Genomic DNA, 15,298 nt, shown 5'->3' on the forward strand with positions numbered 1-15,298 from the left:
TGCGAGTGGGAATGCGCGATGGGCGAAGTCGTTCCGGTAGCGCGATGAGGCGCCGGCGCATCCGCCATTTCCCTTCGCCTCCCGGCAGCCTACATCGCCCCGCATGCATCTTCGCGCCGAAGCCATCCTTTTGAGCGTACGTGGCCATGGCGAGCATGGCGCGATCGTGCGGGCGCTGACGGCGCGGGAGGGGGTCCAGCCCGGCTATGTCCGTGGTGGCCGATCGCGGGCGCTGCGGCCCGTGCTGCAGCCTTCCAATGTCGTGCTGGGCGAATGGCGTGCGCGCACCGAGGAACAGCTTGCCGCGCTTACCGTCGAGCTGCTCCACAGCCGGGCGCCGCTGTTCGGTGAGCCGCTCCCTGCGGCGGCACTTGCATGGAGCACGGCACTGACGGCGGCGACGTTGCCCGAGGGGCTGCCCTATCCGCAGCTCCATGCTGCACTGGAGGGTTTGCTGGCGGCGATCGAGGCCGCCCCGGCAGCGCGCGGCTGGGCAGTGGCGATGGTGCGATACGAGCTGCTGCTGCTGGCCGAACTGGGCTTTGGGCTCGATCTGGAGCAATGCGCAGTCACCGGCGTGCGCGAGGATCTCGCCTATGTCAGCCCCAAGAGCGGTATGGCCGTTAGCCGGGCGGGGGCAGGGGATTATGCCGCGCGGCTGCTGCCGCTGCCGCCCTTTCTGACGCTGGGCGGGGCGGCGGAATGGCCTGAAATCGTTGCCGGTCTGCGGCTCACGGGGCATTTCCTGGCGCGCGACCTGCTGATTGGGAAAGGGGCGGACCTGATCGCCGCGCGCGAACGGCTGGTGAACCGATTGTTGCGGGCAGTTGCATAATTGGTCCGCTCGCGGCTAAGCGGCCCGCACATTGTCTCTCGCGCAGGGCGGGGAGGCGGAAGGAAATGCGAATGCCGCTGATTGCAGTTCTGCCCGGTGACGGGATCGGCCCCGAAGTCACTCGCGAAGCGCGCCGGGTGCTCGAAGCACTCAACCTCGACCTGACGTTTGAGGAAGCGCTGGTCGGGGGCGCCGCCTATCTCGCGACGGGGCGCCCGCTGCCGCCGGAAACGCTGGCGCTGGCCAAGCGTGCCAACGCCGTGCTGTTCGGCGCAATCGGCGATCCGCGATTCGAGGCTCTGGAACGGCATCTGCGCCCGGAAGCGGCGCTGCTGGGCATCCGCCGCGAACTGGGGCTGTTCGCCAATATCCGCCCCGCGACGTTGTTCCCCGGCCTGGAAGATGCCTCGCCGCTCAAGCCGGAAGTCGTGAACGGCCTCGACATCGTCATCGTCCGCGAACTGACGGGCGATGTCTATTTCGGCGAAAAGGGCCGGCGCACCAACCTGGAAGGGCTGCGCCAGGGCTTCGACATCATGAGCTATGATGAGAGCGAAGTGGAACGCATCGTTCGCGTCGGTTTCGAAATGGCGCGCCGCCGCCGCAAGAAGCTCTGCTCGGTCGACAAGGCCAATGTGCTGGAAACCTCGCAACTGTGGCGCGACGTAGTGAACGACATCGCATCCGACTATGCCGATGTCGAGCTGACCCATATGTATGTCGACAACGCCGCGATGCAGCTGGTGCGCGCGCCGGGCAAGTTCGACGTGATCGTGACCGGTAACCTGTTCGGCGACATCCTGTCGGATCAGGCGAGCATGTGCGCCGGCTCGATCGGCATGCTGCCCTCGGCCTCGCTGGCCGACTGGCAGGGCGCGAACGGCATGTACGAGCCGATCCACGGTAGCGCGCCGGACATTGCCGGACAGGGTAAGGCGAACCCTTGCGCTGCGATCCTTTCTGCGGCCATGTTGCTGCGGCATTCGCTGGCCGACGAAGCATCGGCGCAGCGCATAGAAAAAGCGGTTGCCGCAGCGCTCGCCAAGGGCGCGCGGACGGCCGATCTGGGAGGTAGTTTGTCAACCGCCGCGATGGGGGATGCGGTGTTGCTGGAGCTTCAGTGAGCACAAATCTGCTCGAACTCGCCGTCGTCATTCCCACGTTCAACGAACGCGCCAATGTGCCGTTGCTGGTCGAGAAACTCGACGCGGCATTGGCAGGGCGGAACTGGGAGGCGATCTTCGTCGATGATAACAGCCCCGACGGAACGTCGGAGGTTGCGCGTGAGATCGCCCGTCGCGACCCGCGCGTGCGCGTGATCCAGCGGATCGGGCGCCGCGGGCTTTCGTCGGCCTGTATCGAAGGCATGTGCGCAACGGCGGCGCCCTGTGTGGCCGTGATCGACGGCGATCTGCAGCATGACGAAAGGCTGCTGCCCAAGATGCTCGATGCGCTGCAGGCCGATGCCGAACTCGACATCGTCGTCGGTTCGCGCTTCTGCAGCGGCGGCGGCACGGGTGACTGGGATCGCGAGCGGGTGGCCAAATCGGCCTTCGCGACGCGCCTGTCGCGCCGGGTGCTGAAGGCCGACCTGACCGACCCGATGAGCGGCTTCTTCATGGTCCGCACACCGATTGTGCGCGAACTGGTGCCGGGGCTGTCTGGGATCGGCTTCAAGATTCTGCTCGACATCATGACCGCGAGCCATCAGCCGCTGCGCTTTCTGGAACTGCCCTATACCTTCCGGGTTCGCACCGAAGGCGAAAGCAAGCTCGACCATGTCGTGGCGATGGAATATCTGATCGCGCTCTACGACCGGATGTTCGGCAAGGTCGTGCCGGTGCGGTTCGCGATTTTCTCGGCGATCGGCGCGGTGGGGGCTGCCGTACACCTGTCGGTGCTGTTCCTGCTCTTCCGCATGCTTGGTCAGCCGTTCGTGACGGGCACCATCGTCGCGACGATCGTGGCGATGACGTTCAATTTCTTCCTCAACAACGCGCTGACCTATCGCGAGCGGCGGCTGCGCGGATTCGCGGCATTGCTGGGCGGTTGGGTGAGCTTCTGCCTGGTCTGCGCGGTGGGGGCAGCGGCCAATGTCGGGCTCGCGGCGTTCCTGCACAATGTCCAGCATGGCGACTGGCGCCTGTCGGCACTGGCGGGCATCGCGGTGGCCGCAGTGTGGAATTTCGCGTTGTCGTCGCGCTTCGTCTGGGGCCGGTACTGACGGTTATTCGCCCCTCCCTGTGAAGGGAGGGGCGCCTCACTCTCAGGCGCGCGCGCCGTCGGCCAATTCGGTTTCGTTATAGCGCAGCGCCTTCAGCACCGTCTCGACGATATGCGCGGCGTTGAGGCCTGCATCGTCATATTGCTTTTCCGGCTTGTCCTGATCCTGGAAGACGTCTGGCAGGCGCATGGTGCGCAGCTTCAGGCCCGCGTCGATCAGGCCGGTGTCGCTCGCCAGCGTCAGCACATGCGCGCCGAGGCCGCCGATAGAGCCTTCCTCGATCGTCACCGCGACTTCGTGCGTGGTCAGCAGGCGGCGGATCAGCGCTTCGTCGAGCGGCTTGGCGAAGCGCAGGTCGGCGACGGTGGTCGACAGGCCCTTGGCGTCGAGCGCGTCGGCGGCCTTGAGTGCTTCGGTCAGGCGGGTGCCGAGCGAGAGGATCGCGACCTTCTTGCCCTCGCGCACCACGCGGCCCTTGCCGATTTCCAGCCGCTCGGGAACCTTGGGCAGCTCCAGCCCGATGCCGTTGCCGCGCGGATAGCGCAGCGCGATCGGGCCGCTGTCGTGCAGCGCGGCGGTGTGGGTCATGTGGACCAGCTCGACCTCGTCGGCGGCGGCCATCACCACGAAATTGGGCAGGCTGGCGAGATAGGTCACGTCGAAGCTGCCGGCATGGGTGGCGCCGTCGGCCCCGACCAGCCCGGCGCGGTCGATCGCGAAGCGGACCGGCAGGTTCTGGATCGCGACGTCGTGGACCACCTGATCATAGGCGCGCTGCAGGAAGGTGGAATAGATCGCGCAGAAGGGCCGCATCCCCTGCGCCGCCAGACCAGCGGCGAAGGTGACGGCGTGCTGCTCGGCGATGCCGACGTCGAAGGTGCGATCGGGAAACATTGCCTGGAACTTGTCCAGGCCCGTGCCCGACGGCATCGCCGCGGTGATCGCGCAGATGCTGGCGTCGCGCTCGCCTTCAGCGATCAGCGCGTCGGCGAACACCTTGGTATAGGCGGGCGGCCCCGGTGGGGCCTTGGCCTGGGCACCGGTGATGACGTCGAACTTCTGCACGCCGTGATATTTGTCGGCGGCGTTTTCGGCCGGGGCATAGCCCTTGCCCTTCTTGGTCACGACATGGACGAGGATCGGGCCTTCTTCGGCATCGCGGACATTTTCGAGCACAGGGATCAGGTGGTCGAGATTATGGCCGTCGATCGGGCCGACATAATAGAAGCCGAGTTCCTCAAACAGCGTGCCGCCGGTCGCCATGCCGCGCGCAAATTCCTCCGCCTTGCCGGCGGCGGCGGTCAGCCGGCGCGACAGCTTGCGGGTGACACGCTTCGCCAGCTCGCGCAGGCCGAGATATTCGGACGAGGAAATCAGCCGCGCCAGATAGGCCGAAAGGCCGCCCACCGGCGGGGCGATCGACATGTCGTTGTCATTGAGGATCACGACCAGGCGATTACCTGCCGCTTCCGCATTGTTCATCGCCTCATAGGCCATGCCCGCGCTCATCGCGCCGTCGCCGATTACCGCGATCGCCTTGCCGGGCGCCTCGTTCAGCTTGTTGGCGATGGCGAAGCCGAGGGCGGCCGAGATCGAAGTGGATGAGTGCGCCGCGCCGAACGGGTCATATTCGCTCTCGCTGCGCTTGGTGAAGCCCGACAGGCCGCCGCCCTGGCGCAGCGTGCGGATGCGCGCGCGCCGGCCGGTAAGGATCTTGTGCGGATAGCATTGATGCCCGACGTCCCAGATCAGCCGGTCGTCGGGGGTGTTGAAGACATAGTGGAGCGCAACCGTAAGCTCGACCACGCCCAGCCCGGAGCCGAGATGGCCGCCGGTGGTGCCCACCGCGCTGATGGTTTCGGCGCGCAGTTCGTCCGCCAGCTGGCGCAGCTGAGTCGGCTTGAGCTTGCGGAGATCGTGGGGCGTGTCGACAGTGTCGAGCAACGGCGTCTGCGGTAGATCGGCCATGGGCCTTGTTAGCGTAGTGTTGGGCGCAAGTCGAACGGTCAAATGGTACAGGTGGTGTGCAGGGGCCGTGCAATCACTCGCAATTGTGGCATTTTCCCCGCACCTCGATCACCGGACGCTCCGGTGAGAAGCCCGCGTTCCGCGCGGCTGTGCGCACGTTGCGGGTGATCGTATCGTCGTCGATATGCGTGGTCTGGCCGCAGCTGTCGCACACCAGAAAGATGCAGTCGTGCAGGCAATCGGGATGCGCATTGGCGACATAGGCGTTCGCGCTTTCGACCCGCCGCGCAAGATTGGCGCCGACGAACAGGTCGAGGATGCGATAGACGCTGTTCGCGGCGACCCGGCGCCCTTCCAGCTTCGACACCGCCTCGGCAATGTCATAGGCGGAGGCAGGCTTGTCGAACGCGGCCAGCGCCTCGAACACGCGCTCGCGCATCGCCGTCCATTGCTCTCCGGCCTTTTCCAGCGTCGCCTGAGCAGCGCGGGTCAGGTCATCGCCCTGACGTTCGTGATGATCGTGATGCATATGGGCGCCCATGCGTGCGATTTAGGCAGTGTGGCCGGTTCCGGCAAGCTCGTGCATCTTCCGTAGGACCGGGCCGGGGCCCCGCACCGCGGTATCAATAGGTGGCGCGGCGGTTGAGATCGTGGCCCAGCGCGACGAGTGAGACACCCACCAGCGTCCAGAAAATCTCAAAGCCGCCGTGCGGCAGGCTGAGGGCGCCGGCCATGATGCCGAGCCCGAACGCGCCCACCACCGCCGGCGCCATATAGCCGTGCGAGACGATCCCGCGGCCCAGCGCGATGATACCCATGCCGATCGCCAGCATCAGCCCGACTTCATGAATGTGCGGATTGAGCAGGCCGCCTGCCGTGGAGAGTACCGTCAGCAATACCGCGGTGCCGATGCAATGGACCAGGCACAAACCGCTGATCGCGATCGCGATTCGATCGAAGTGCGAATCGAGACCCGCAACAAGGCGGGACCAGGGGATACTCGGCGACATAGCGGGTATATATACCTGCCGGATCGACGGTACAACATATCATCTTGAAATTCGGGAGGCTCAGCGCGCGCCTCCCTACAGTGGCAGGATCAGCGCGGCGTCCAGGCAGACGCCGCCTTCAGAAAGGCGACCGTTTCCGCCATCGGCGCGCTGTCATCCGCGGGCGGGAAATAGCTGAGTTTCACTACAACGGTCCGGCTCTTCGGATCGACGAAGATGAACTGTCCCTGCAGCCCGATCGCCGAAAAGGTGCCGTCGCCCAGCGTCCACCATTGATAGCCATAGCCGAGTTCGCCGGCCTTTTCGGGCTCGGTCGGGCGCGTGGCGGTGGCGATCCAGTCAGCCGGCACGATCTGACGGCCATTGGCCTTGCCGCCGTCGAGCACCATCTGCCCCAGCCGGGCAAAATCGCGCAGCGTGGCGTTGAAGCCGGCCCCACTGAACTCGCGCCCGACGCCGGGCTGGCCGTCCATCAGGAAGAAGCCGTCCGCTTCGGCACCCAGCGGCTCCCAAAGTCGCTGCGTCATATAGGCAGCAAGGTTGCTGCCGCCGCTCACGCGCTCGAGCAGCCAGCCGAGCACGGCCGTGTCGATCGTCTTGTACTGGAAGGTGCTGCCCGGCGCATGGGCGCGCTGTACCGTGCGCGCGGCATCGGCGAACCGGACGACATTCTTGACCAGCGCGCCGATGTGATTGCGCGCGGCCATTCCGGGGTGCTGGAAGTCGTAGCGCTCCTCGTAATCGACTCCGGAGCGCATCTGCAGGATCTGGCGGATCGTCACGCCGGCATAGGCGCCGTCCTTCAATTCGGGCAGATACGCCGTGATCGGATCGTCGAGCGACTTGATTCGCCCTTCCTGCACCGCACAGCCAACGAGCAGCGACACGATCGACTTGGTCATCGACCAGCCGATGAAGCGCATGTCGGGGCGGGTGTTGTTGCGATAAAGTTCCGTAACGATGCGGCCGTCCTTCAGGATCAGCAGCGCGTTGGTGTAGGTGCGCTCGGCGAAATCGGCCGCCGCATGGCTTTGGCCGCCAAAATCGTAGCTGAAATCGAGCGCATGGTCGGCACGCGGCAATTGCCACGGTGTGCCGGAATGGGCGACCGTCCGAGTCGTGAACAGGCTGTCCATGCTGTGGAAGGTCAGCGCATTGATGTCGCCATCCAGCATGTGCCAGCGAGCGATTTGCACGGCGACCGGAACATCCGAATGGGGGCCTTCGGCCAGTACCGCCGGCAGGCTCTGCTGTGCCTTCGCTACGATCGGGGCGGCCACCAGCGCGCAGCCCAGCAATCCGGCGCGGATTGCCCGCGCAGCCTTGTTTCGCATTCATCCTCTCCCGACTCCGTGACTCGACTGAGTCATCGTGCGACAGAGTGTTATGCCATATAGCGATCCAGGCCAATCCCGCGCAGCGTCATGGACCGCGAAAAAAAATCGAGGTTCAGATAGGTACAGCGAGCAAAGAGGGGAGGAAAAAAAGGGCGTAGGCCGGATGACGCTCTAGGGTACGTCACCCGGCCACGCCCAATGGAATCAATGTAGTCGATTTATACGCTGTTACCAACGGGCATGCGTCAATTTTGCTCCCTGCTGCGGCGAACGGGCGGGGCGCCCGCCGAGATAATGCGACTGGGCGGCATCGGTGGCATTTACCGCCAAAAGCGTGCGTGCCTCCGCTGCCGAACGCACCCGGCCACTGCCCTGTGTGCCGGTGTCGAGTACCCGGTCGAGCAGCATCTGGCCTTCCTCCCACCAGCCGATACCGCTGGCAGCGTTGAGATGCCCTTGCGGCCCGGCATCGACGAACAGACTGCCCCAGCCCTTGGCCAGCGCCTGCGCCCGAGCGATGCCGATCCATGGATCATCCGAACTGGCGACTACGATCGAGGGAAAGGGCAGCAATTTGGTGGGCGTCGGCCGGAAGGTACGCAATTCTTCCGGTGCCGAGTCGCGATCGACATCGGCGGGCGCCACCAACAGCGCACCGGCGACCGGAAAGCCGAAGGGCTGGCCGGCCAGTTCGGCCCACCACGCTACCGCCAGACAGCCGAGACTGTGTGCTGCCAGCACCACCGGGGCCTGTGCCTGGCGGATCGCCTGGTCGAGTCGCGTCACCCAAGCATTGCGATGCGGCGTGTCCCACATGCCGAGTTCGACGCGGTGGGTGTCGGGGCGCGATTGTTCCCACAGCGTCTGCCAGTGAGAGGGGCCTGATCCACCCAGGCCCGGTACGGTAAGAATGATCGGCGAGCGATCATCAATCGGCGAAAAGATGGTCATAAATCCACTCCTCCGGAGGGATGGCCGGACCCTCTACATAATTCCTACTGAATTAGTGGGCAATGTGCTTGCGGCGGAGCGATGGGCGGTTGCGCCGGGCCGTTGGCAGCGCCTAAAGGGCGCCATGGCCAAGCAGCGCGCCGACCAGATGCTCGTCGATCGGGGGCTCGCCGAAAGCCGCACCCGTGCGCAGGCGCTGATCATGGCCGGGCTCGCCTTTGCCGGCGAACGCAAGATCGACAAGCCCGGCCAGATGCTGGCCGAGGACGCCGCGATCGAAGTACGCGGGCGCGATCATCCCTGGGTTTCGCGCGGCGGGATCAAGCTGGCGCATGCGCTGGACCATTTCGGCTGGGATGTAGCGGGCGCGGTGGCGATCGATGTCGGCTCCTCGACCGGTGGCTTTACCGATGTGCTGCTGACCAAGGGCGCGGCGCGAGTCTATGCGGTCGACAGCGGCACCAACCAGCTCGCCTGGAAATTGCGGCAGGATCCCCGTGTCGTCGTCCACGAACAGACCAGTGCCCGCATCCTGACCGAAGCGCATATTCCCGAGCCGATCGATTGGGTGGTCTGCGATGCCAGCTTCATCGGTCTGGCCAAGGTATTGGAAGTGCCGCTGGGCTTTACGCGGCCCGGCGCGCGGCTGGTGGCGCTGATCAAGCCCCAGTTCGAGGCAGGGCGCGACGAAGTGGGCAAGGGCGGGGTGGTGCGCGATCCGGCGGTGCACCAGCGGGTCTGCGATGCCGTTGCGGATTGGCTGACGGGGCAGGACTGGCGGGTGGAAGGCATCGTCGCCAGTCCGATCACCGGCCCGGAAGGCAATGTGGAGTTTCTGGTCGCGGCGCAGCGCCCTGTCTGAAACTTTGTGAAGGCAAGAGGTTGCCCTTGCCACCCCCGCCTGCGGCCGGTTACTCTTTCCTTATCCATGTGGGTCGCCGGCAATTTGCCGCGCCGCAGTCGATGCAAGGGCGGGGCGCCGAAAGGGCGAGCCGGAGGCTTCGGTTGCGGTGATCAAAAGGAGCATCGGGGGGTGAGCGAGATTGCGTCCAAGGGCCAGTTGCGGCTGGCCTTTATGCGTTGGGCGGTGGTGACGGTGCCGTTCGTGCTGCTGCTGGGGCTTGCCTCTGCGAGATTTGTGCCGTCCGGGCCGGACAATCCCTGGTTCGTCCAGTTGCAGAAGCCGGCGATCATGCCGCCGAATATTGCTTTCCCGATTGTCTGGACGATTCTCTACATCCTGATGGGCCTGGCGCTGGCGATGGTGCTGCATGCCCGCGGCGCACGCGGCCGGGGGGCTGCGATCCTGCTGTTCTTCGTGCAGCTCGCGGTCAATCTCACCTGGACGCCGCTGTTCTTCGGCTTTCATCAGGTCGTGGCTGCGCTGGGCGTGATTGCCGTGCTCTTCGTGCTGGTGCTGGCGACCCTGCTGGTCTTCTGGCGGATTCGCATCGGCGCGGGGCTGTTGCTGCTGCCCTATCTGTTGTGGGTGGGCTTTGCCACGGCGCTGCTATATCAGGTGCATGTCCTGAATCCCGACGCGGAAGGGATTGCGCCGGGCCGCGCGAATGACCAGATCGAGATCCGCTGAAAACGAGTGAGTGAAATTCCCATGCAGACCGATAACCGCCTGTTCGACGATCTGGTGAAGATGGTGAACGGCGCCGCCGGCACCCTGGCCGGTGTGGCCCGCGAAACCGAATCCGCCGCCCGCGAACGTGCGCGCGAATGGATCGGTGGGCTGGATTTCGTCAGCCGTGACGAGTTCGAGGCCGTGAAGGCGATGGCAGCGGCAGCGCGCGACGAGGCCGATGCGCTGAAGGCGCGGCTGGATGCGCTGGAAGCCAAGCTGGGCGGCGCCACCAAGGGCGATGCGTGACGGCGGGAACGCGCTGCTTGTCCACAGTTTTTCGAGCGGACTTCGAACGTCGCGCTTGTGAGCGCGTTGCGCGATTGGCAGGAGCATGTCTTGCCAGTCCATCGGTGCGGAGGTCTTGATGCTCGACGAGGCGGGTTTCGATCGCGACGCGGCGGCACCGATCGACATGCTCGAAAGCTATTTCGCTGCGCATGGCTGGACCTTCGAGCGCGACGAGGATGAAATCGTCGCAAAGCTGAAGGGCAGTTGGACGCATTATGAGCTGCGCGCCATCTGGCGCGAAGACGATGGCGTGCTGCAGTTTCTGGCGTTCCCGGATATTCGCGTGCCCGACGAGCGGCGCGCGTCGCTCTACGAGACGGTCGGACTGGTCAACGAGCAGTTGTGGATCGGCCATTTCGAGCTCTGGTCGTCGAGCGGCATCCTGCTGTTCCGTCACGCGGCGCTGATCGACGGCGACGAAGGCGCTTCGCTGACGCTGACCCAGGCGGAATTGCTGGTGGAAAGCGCCATCGACGAGTGCGAGCGCTTCTACCCGGTCTTCCAGTTCGTACTGTGGGGCGGCAAGAGTCCTTCGGAAGCGCTGGCGGCGGCGCTGATCGAAACCCAGGGCGAGGCCTGAGTTTCGGTCGTGGACGCCCCCCTTGCGAACATCTGGCTGGTCGGCTGCGGTAACATGGGCGGGGCGATGCTCCGCCGCTGGATCGGCGCCGGCATCGACCCCAACCACATTACCGTAATCGATCGGGGCACACCGGAAGTGCCGGCGGGTGTCCGGCTGGTGGCGAGCCCGGAGGGGCTGACGGCGCCCAGCACGCTGGTGCTGGCGGTGAAGCCGCAGCAACTCCATGCGCTGGCGGATGCGATTGGTGCCCGGGTTGCGGGTGTGCCCTTGCTCGTGTCTGTGCTCGCGGGTGTCGAGGTTGCGGTGCTGGAGGCGCGGTTCGGCGCGCAGACGGTGGTGCGGGCGATGCCCAATCTGCCGGTGGCGATCGGCAAGGGCGTGGTCGCGCTCCATACGCCCAGCCACGACGCCCGGATGCGTCGCGCAGCACAGGGGCTGATGGAGCCGCTGGGGTTGGTCGAGTGGATCGAGGGCGAGGCGCAGCTGGACAGCGTGACGGCGCTGGCGGGATGCGGGCCGGGCTTTGTCTATCGCTTCATCGACGCGATGGCCGCCGCCGGCGTCGCGCTAGGCCTGCCGGCCGGACAGGCGCAGCGGCTGGCGGTCGCCACGGTCGAAGGATCGGCGCTGCTGGCGGCGCAGGCCGATGTCTCGCCCGCGGTGCTTGCCGATCGGGTCGCCAGCCCGGGTGGTTCGACGCGCGAGGGGCTCAATGTGCTCGATCGCGACGATGCGCTGATGCGGCTGATGGCGGAAACGCTGGCTGCCTCCGCCCGCCGCAATGCCGAAATGGCGGCCGAAGCCCGCAAATAACGCTTCTGCGGAACGCCCGCCGCGCCCGGCGGTTCTGCATTCCGAACCCGATCGACGGAGACGGACATGGCGACGACCACGGAACGCGATACCAAGGGCCGGTTCAAGACCAATGGCGACAAGACGGGCGGCAGCTCCGGCGGCAGCGGCTTTGGCGTGATCGCCGGTGCGGCGGTGGGCGGTGCGGCGCTGGGCCTGCTCGCCATGCTGGGCCGCAAGGCGGCCGTGCAGGCGCCGAGCGCGCTGGCCGGCAACTGGGATGAAGCACTCGCTGCCGAGCACCGGCTGGTGCTGAAGAGCTTCGACGCACTCGAGGCGACCGACGAGAAGGCGACGATCCGCCGCAACATGTTGCTCGCGCATATCAAACATGCGCTGATCAAGCATGCGGTCGAAGAAGAGAATGTCATCTACCCGGCGCTGCGCGAAATCGGCGAAAAGGAAGCCGCGGACTCGCTCAACACCGAGCATGGCTATGTGAAGCAATATCTTTACGAGCTGGAGACGACGCCCAGCGCTTCGCCTGCGTGGATGGAAAAGGTCCGGGCGTTCCGCGCCGACCTGGAAAAGCATATCCGCGAGGAAGAGGACGAACTATTCCCCCGGTTGCGCGCGCAGCTGAGCGAAGAAAAGAACAAGGCGCTTACGCTGGCGATGAACAAGGAAGGCTTCAAGGTGGCGTGACGCCCATCGGGGCTTCAACGCCCCAGCAAAGCCACCTTGCCGCGCTCATCCTCGGGCATCAGCCCTTCGAGCACGGCCCAGAACCCCCCCACGGCTCCCTGGCCGGCGCTGGAATAGGCGCCGGCCATTTTTTCGCGCAGCGCGTCGAACAGCTCGGCTTCCAGCTTTGCTCCCGCATCCGTCAGGCGCAGCAGTCTTTGCCGGCGGTCGCGGGTGCCGGCGCGGGTTTCCACCAGCCCGCGCTCGCTCAACTCGCCGAGCACCCGGCCCAGCGACTGTTTGGTGATCGCCAGCAGGCCCAGCAGTTCGCTGACGGTGAGTTCGGGCTTGCGGGCGATGAAATAGAGCGCGCGATGGTGGGCGCGGCCAAGCCCCTGCCGGGCCAGCCCGTCATCGATCGACCGCGTCAGATTGGTATAGCCGAAATAGAGCAGTTCGATACCGCGACGTATTTCGGGCTCACGCAGGAACAGCGGAGAGGCAGGAATTGGGGCAGCCATGTTGACCGTTTCTGCCACCAGGCCTAGGCCTGCGCAACCCGATGCACCTTGCGGACCGAAAGACCCGAGTGATGGAAGACGCGACGATCCTGGATTTTGAATTCGAGGCCCACACCAGCCCGCGCGGCCATGACGAGCGCGCGGCGATCCTCGCCAATCCGGGTTTCGGCAAGGTATTTACCGATCATATGGCGGTGATCCGCTATTCCGCGGACAAGGGCTGGCACGATGCGCGCATCCAGCCCTATGCACCGCTGCAGATCGATCCGGCCTGCGCCGTGCTGCATTATGCGCAGGAGATTTTCGAAGGGCTGAAGGCCTATCGCTTGCCCGATGGCGGCGCGGCGCTGTTCCGCCCGGGCGAGAATGCCCGCCGTTTCCGCGAATCGGCCGAGCGGATGGCGATGGCGCCGCTGCCGGAGGAACTGTTCCTCGCTTCGATCCGCGAACTGGTGAAGGCCGACCGCCACTGGATTCCGGAAGGCGAGGGTGCCTCGCTGTATTTGCGTCCCTTCATGTTCGCCAGCGAGACCTTCCTGGGCGTGAAGCCGGCGAGCGAATATCTCTATCTCGTCATCGCGTCCCCGGCGGGTGCCTATTTCAAGGGCGGCGCGCCGTCGGTGACACTGTGGGTGTCGGACCATTACACCCGCGCTGCGCCGGGCGGCACGGGCGCGGCCAAGTGCGGCGGCAACTACGCCGCCAGCCTGATCGCCCAGGCCGAGGCGACTCGCCAGGGCTGCGACCAGGTGGTGTTCCTCGACGCGGTGGAGAACCGCTATGTCGAGGAGCTGGGTGGCATGAATATCTTCTTCGTATTCGACGACGGATCGGTCGCGACCCCGCCGCTCTCGGGCACGATCCTGCCGGGCATCACCCGCGAATCGCTGCTCACCCTGGCGCGCGATGCGGGTGTTGCGGTGCGCGAGGAACGCTATTCGATCGACCAGTGGCGCGAGGATGCGCAGAGCGGCCGGCTGCGCGAGGCCTTTGCCTGCGGCACCGCTGCGGTGGTTACGCCGATCGGCGGTGTGCGCGGCAATGGCTTCGAGTTCCAGATCGGCAATGGCGGCCCGGGCCTGCTCACGACCCGGCTGCGCGAGCAACTGGTCGGCATCCAGCGCGGCGAATTGCCGAATGCACACGGCTGGCTTGAACGTCTGCTCTAAGGCTCTATAAGCCCGCTTCCCGTTGGGGCGTCGCCAAGTGGTAAGGCAACGGTTTTTGGTACCGTCATTCGGAGGTTCGAATCCTCCCGCCCCAGCCAGTTTCCTTCATATTCCAGCACGATAGTCCCACCTTGCTGTGTGCGAGGCCGGTTTGTGGGGCAGCCTGATTCGCTGTAATCGCGCGCTTCCGCCGCAGGTTGCAGGTGACATTTTTGACGTGGGCGGCGATCGGTGCTACCGGCCCGCGCTCGTTCAGTCTGCCACGAAGTCGTCCGGAGCCGCTTGGCGGCGCGGTCGTGCGTGGAGGCGAGACGTGGGGGTCACCCGGCGTGTCTCTACCTGCTTGCATTTCTTCGATGCGCAGGGCGCCCCCGCGCACAGAAGATGAGCAGGAATGATCAAACGTCTCCCGGTGGTTCTTTGTCTGTTGCCGATTGCGCTCGGCGGAACGACGAGCATGAAAGTATCGGCTGCGAGCCCCCTTAAGGTTGCGGTGGCTCCACCCAGACAGGATGTACCGGTCGAGGCGCAACCTGCGGTGTCAGCGCCGGTGGCGGAGTCTGCCCTTGACCGCAATCGCCCGGACCCCAGGGACGTCGCCTGCGTGGCCAAGGTCATCATTCATGAAGCCGGCAACCAGTCGCTCAAGGGGCAGATGGCCGTTGCCCAGGTGATCCGCACCCGCATGGAGGATGGCCGCTTTGCCCGCAGCGCCTGCGCCGTGGTGAAGCAGCCGGGCCAGTTCTTCGATGTCGATTCCTACCATCCCGAACGCAGCGACGATCGCTGGCAGGGCGCCGTCGCGGTCGCGACCGCCACGCTGAAGGGCGAAGGCGAAGAAGTCGTGCCCGGCGCGCTGTTCTTCCATACGGTCGGTTCCGACATGCCCAACCGCACCCGCGTCGCTCGGGTGGGCGGACACGTCTTCTACCGCTGATCCGGGGTCAGGGGGCGTCCGACGCCCCCGCCTCGCCGGGCTGTTCGTTCCCGAACCGGGCCTTGCGCGCCGCCATCCACTGGCTGCGCAGCCACTTTGCCGGCATGTCGAGCCCCCAGCGGCCGGTGAACCCGGCCCAGGCCGATACTGGCGGCTGCAATAGGGAGACGGCCGGGCCGGGGGGAAGATCGTCGACCCATTCGGCCATCGCGGGGCCGTCGCCCAGCGCGAGCAGGAGCGTGGCCAGCGCAAGGCTCAGCGTCGTCCACCGCCAGGGGTGGCGATGATCGATCGGTGCCGGCGGAATCTCCACCGGCGATCCCACCTCGGCGATTTCGCCCCGTTCTGCGCCGACCGTCACGGAAA

18 protein-coding genes and 1 tRNA gene are annotated in these 15,298 nt (G+C 65.8%); 12 read left to right on the plus strand and 7 right to left on the minus strand.

The genetic code is table 11. The features are described from left to right. Nucleotides 1-103 precede the first annotated feature (103 nt). The 3 genes from recO to ACT53K_RS03065 all read left to right on the plus strand — a co-directional run bounded on the left by recO (nucleotide 104) and on the right by ACT53K_RS03065 (nucleotide 3,059). Nucleotides 104-835 (plus strand): DNA repair protein RecO, encoded by a 732-nt coding sequence (gene recO / locus ACT53K_RS03055; protein WP_476227054.1) that lies wholly within the window; start codon nucleotides 104-106, stop codon nucleotides 833-835. Nucleotides 836-906: 71 nt separating this feature from the next. Further along, on the plus strand, nucleotides 907-1,959 hold the full coding sequence (gene leuB / locus ACT53K_RS03060) for a 3-isopropylmalate dehydrogenase (protein WP_476227055.1): 1,053 nt from the start codon (nucleotides 907-909) through the stop codon (nucleotides 1,957-1,959). After that, nucleotides 1,956-3,059 carry a glycosyltransferase gene (locus tag ACT53K_RS03065; protein WP_476227056.1) on the plus strand — a complete coding sequence of 368 codons (1,104 nt, stop codon included), beginning with the start codon at nucleotides 1,956-1,958 and terminating at the stop codon, nucleotides 3,057-3,059. Before leuB ends, ACT53K_RS03065 begins: the two co-directional genes overlap by 4 nt. Nucleotides 3,060-3,101: 42 nt before the next feature. Here the strand turns inward: ACT53K_RS03065 and dxs are convergent, their stop codons facing one another. The 5 genes from dxs to ACT53K_RS03090 all read right to left on the minus strand — a co-directional run bounded on the left by dxs (nucleotide 3,102) and on the right by ACT53K_RS03090 (nucleotide 8,325). Beyond that, nucleotides 3,102-5,027 (minus strand): 1-deoxy-D-xylulose-5-phosphate synthase, encoded by a 1,926-nt coding sequence (dxs, locus tag ACT53K_RS03070; protein ID WP_476227057.1) that lies wholly within the window; start codon nucleotides 5,025-5,027, stop codon nucleotides 3,102-3,104. 73 nt (nucleotides 5,028-5,100) lie between these two features. Continuing rightward, nucleotides 5,101-5,568 (minus strand): Fur family transcriptional regulator, encoded by a 468-nt coding sequence (locus ACT53K_RS03075; RefSeq protein WP_476227058.1) that lies wholly within the window; start codon nucleotides 5,566-5,568, stop codon nucleotides 5,101-5,103. An 82-nt stretch (nucleotides 5,569-5,650) separates the two neighbouring features. Further along, nucleotides 5,651-6,037 carry a MerC domain-containing protein gene (locus ACT53K_RS03080; protein WP_476227059.1) on the minus strand — a complete coding sequence of 129 codons (387 nt, stop codon included), beginning with the start codon at nucleotides 6,035-6,037 and terminating at the stop codon, nucleotides 5,651-5,653. Nucleotides 6,038-6,126: 89 nt separating this feature from the next. Then, nucleotides 6,127-7,371, minus strand: coding sequence for a serine hydrolase domain-containing protein (locus tag ACT53K_RS03085; protein ID WP_476227060.1), 1,245 nt, complete (start codon nucleotides 7,369-7,371; stop codon nucleotides 6,127-6,129). A 231-nt stretch (nucleotides 7,372-7,602) separates the two neighbouring features. Continuing rightward, nucleotides 7,603-8,325, minus strand: a complete 723-nt coding sequence (locus ACT53K_RS03090; RefSeq protein ID WP_476227061.1) for an RBBP9/YdeN family alpha/beta hydrolase — start codon at nucleotides 8,323-8,325, stop codon at nucleotides 7,603-7,605. A 124-nt stretch (nucleotides 8,326-8,449) separates the two neighbouring features. Between ACT53K_RS03090 and ACT53K_RS03095 the strand changes: the two genes are divergently transcribed. From ACT53K_RS03095 to ACT53K_RS03120, 6 genes are all read left to right on the plus strand, one after another. After that, nucleotides 8,450-9,187, plus strand: coding sequence for a TlyA family RNA methyltransferase (locus tag ACT53K_RS03095; RefSeq protein WP_476227062.1), 738 nt, complete (start codon nucleotides 8,450-8,452; stop codon nucleotides 9,185-9,187). 171 nt (nucleotides 9,188-9,358) lie between these two features. Next, nucleotides 9,359-9,916, plus strand: coding sequence for a TspO/MBR family protein (locus ACT53K_RS03100; RefSeq protein ID WP_476227064.1), 558 nt, complete (start codon nucleotides 9,359-9,361; stop codon nucleotides 9,914-9,916). 21 nt (nucleotides 9,917-9,937) lie between these two features. Then, nucleotides 9,938-10,204 (plus strand): accessory factor UbiK family protein, encoded by a 267-nt coding sequence (locus tag ACT53K_RS03105; RefSeq protein WP_476227065.1) that lies wholly within the window; start codon nucleotides 9,938-9,940, stop codon nucleotides 10,202-10,204. 118 nt (nucleotides 10,205-10,322) lie between these two features. Further along, the gene (locus tag ACT53K_RS03110; protein WP_476227280.1) at nucleotides 10,323-10,826 is read left to right on the plus strand and encodes a type III secretion system chaperone family protein; all 504 of its coding nucleotides are present in this window, start codon (nucleotides 10,323-10,325) and stop codon (nucleotides 10,824-10,826) included. Between the two features lie 9 nt (nucleotides 10,827-10,835). Beyond that, on the plus strand, nucleotides 10,836-11,642 hold the full coding sequence (gene proC, locus ACT53K_RS03115) for a pyrroline-5-carboxylate reductase (protein WP_476227066.1): 807 nt from the start codon (nucleotides 10,836-10,838) through the stop codon (nucleotides 11,640-11,642). A 66-nt stretch (nucleotides 11,643-11,708) separates the two neighbouring features. Then, nucleotides 11,709-12,326 (plus strand): hemerythrin domain-containing protein, encoded by a 618-nt coding sequence (locus ACT53K_RS03120; protein ID WP_476227067.1) that lies wholly within the window; start codon nucleotides 11,709-11,711, stop codon nucleotides 12,324-12,326. A gap of 14 nt (nucleotides 12,327-12,340) precedes the next feature. On the opposite strand, the gene ACT53K_RS03125 is transcribed toward ACT53K_RS03120, so the two are convergent. Then, a complete protein-coding gene (locus tag ACT53K_RS03125) occupies nucleotides 12,341-12,826 on the minus strand; it encodes a MarR family transcriptional regulator (protein ID WP_476227068.1) in 486 nt (161 codons plus the stop codon). 71 nt (nucleotides 12,827-12,897) lie between these two features. On the opposite strand from ACT53K_RS03125, the gene ACT53K_RS03130 reads away from it, so the two are divergent. The 3 genes from ACT53K_RS03130 to ACT53K_RS03140 all read left to right on the plus strand — a co-directional run bounded on the left by ACT53K_RS03130 (nucleotide 12,898) and on the right by ACT53K_RS03140 (nucleotide 14,932). Further along, a complete protein-coding gene (locus ACT53K_RS03130; RefSeq protein ID WP_476227069.1) occupies nucleotides 12,898-13,995 on the plus strand; it encodes a branched-chain amino acid aminotransferase in 1,098 nt (365 codons plus the stop codon). Between the two features lie 23 nt (nucleotides 13,996-14,018). Continuing rightward, nucleotides 14,019-14,093, plus strand: a tRNA-Gln gene (locus ACT53K_RS03135). A 506-nt stretch (nucleotides 14,094-14,599) separates the two neighbouring features. Then, nucleotides 14,600-14,932 (plus strand): cell wall hydrolase, encoded by a 333-nt coding sequence (locus ACT53K_RS03140; protein WP_476227070.1) that lies wholly within the window; start codon nucleotides 14,600-14,602, stop codon nucleotides 14,930-14,932. A 7-nt stretch (nucleotides 14,933-14,939) separates the two neighbouring features. On the opposite strand, the gene ACT53K_RS03145 is transcribed toward ACT53K_RS03140, so the two are convergent. Then, nucleotides 14,940-15,293, minus strand: coding sequence for a hypothetical protein (locus ACT53K_RS03145; RefSeq protein WP_476227071.1), 354 nt, complete (start codon nucleotides 15,291-15,293; stop codon nucleotides 14,940-14,942). Nucleotides 15,294-15,298: the final 5 nt, after the last annotated feature.

This window comes from Sphingomonas sp. DMC8 (assembly GCF_056314185.1).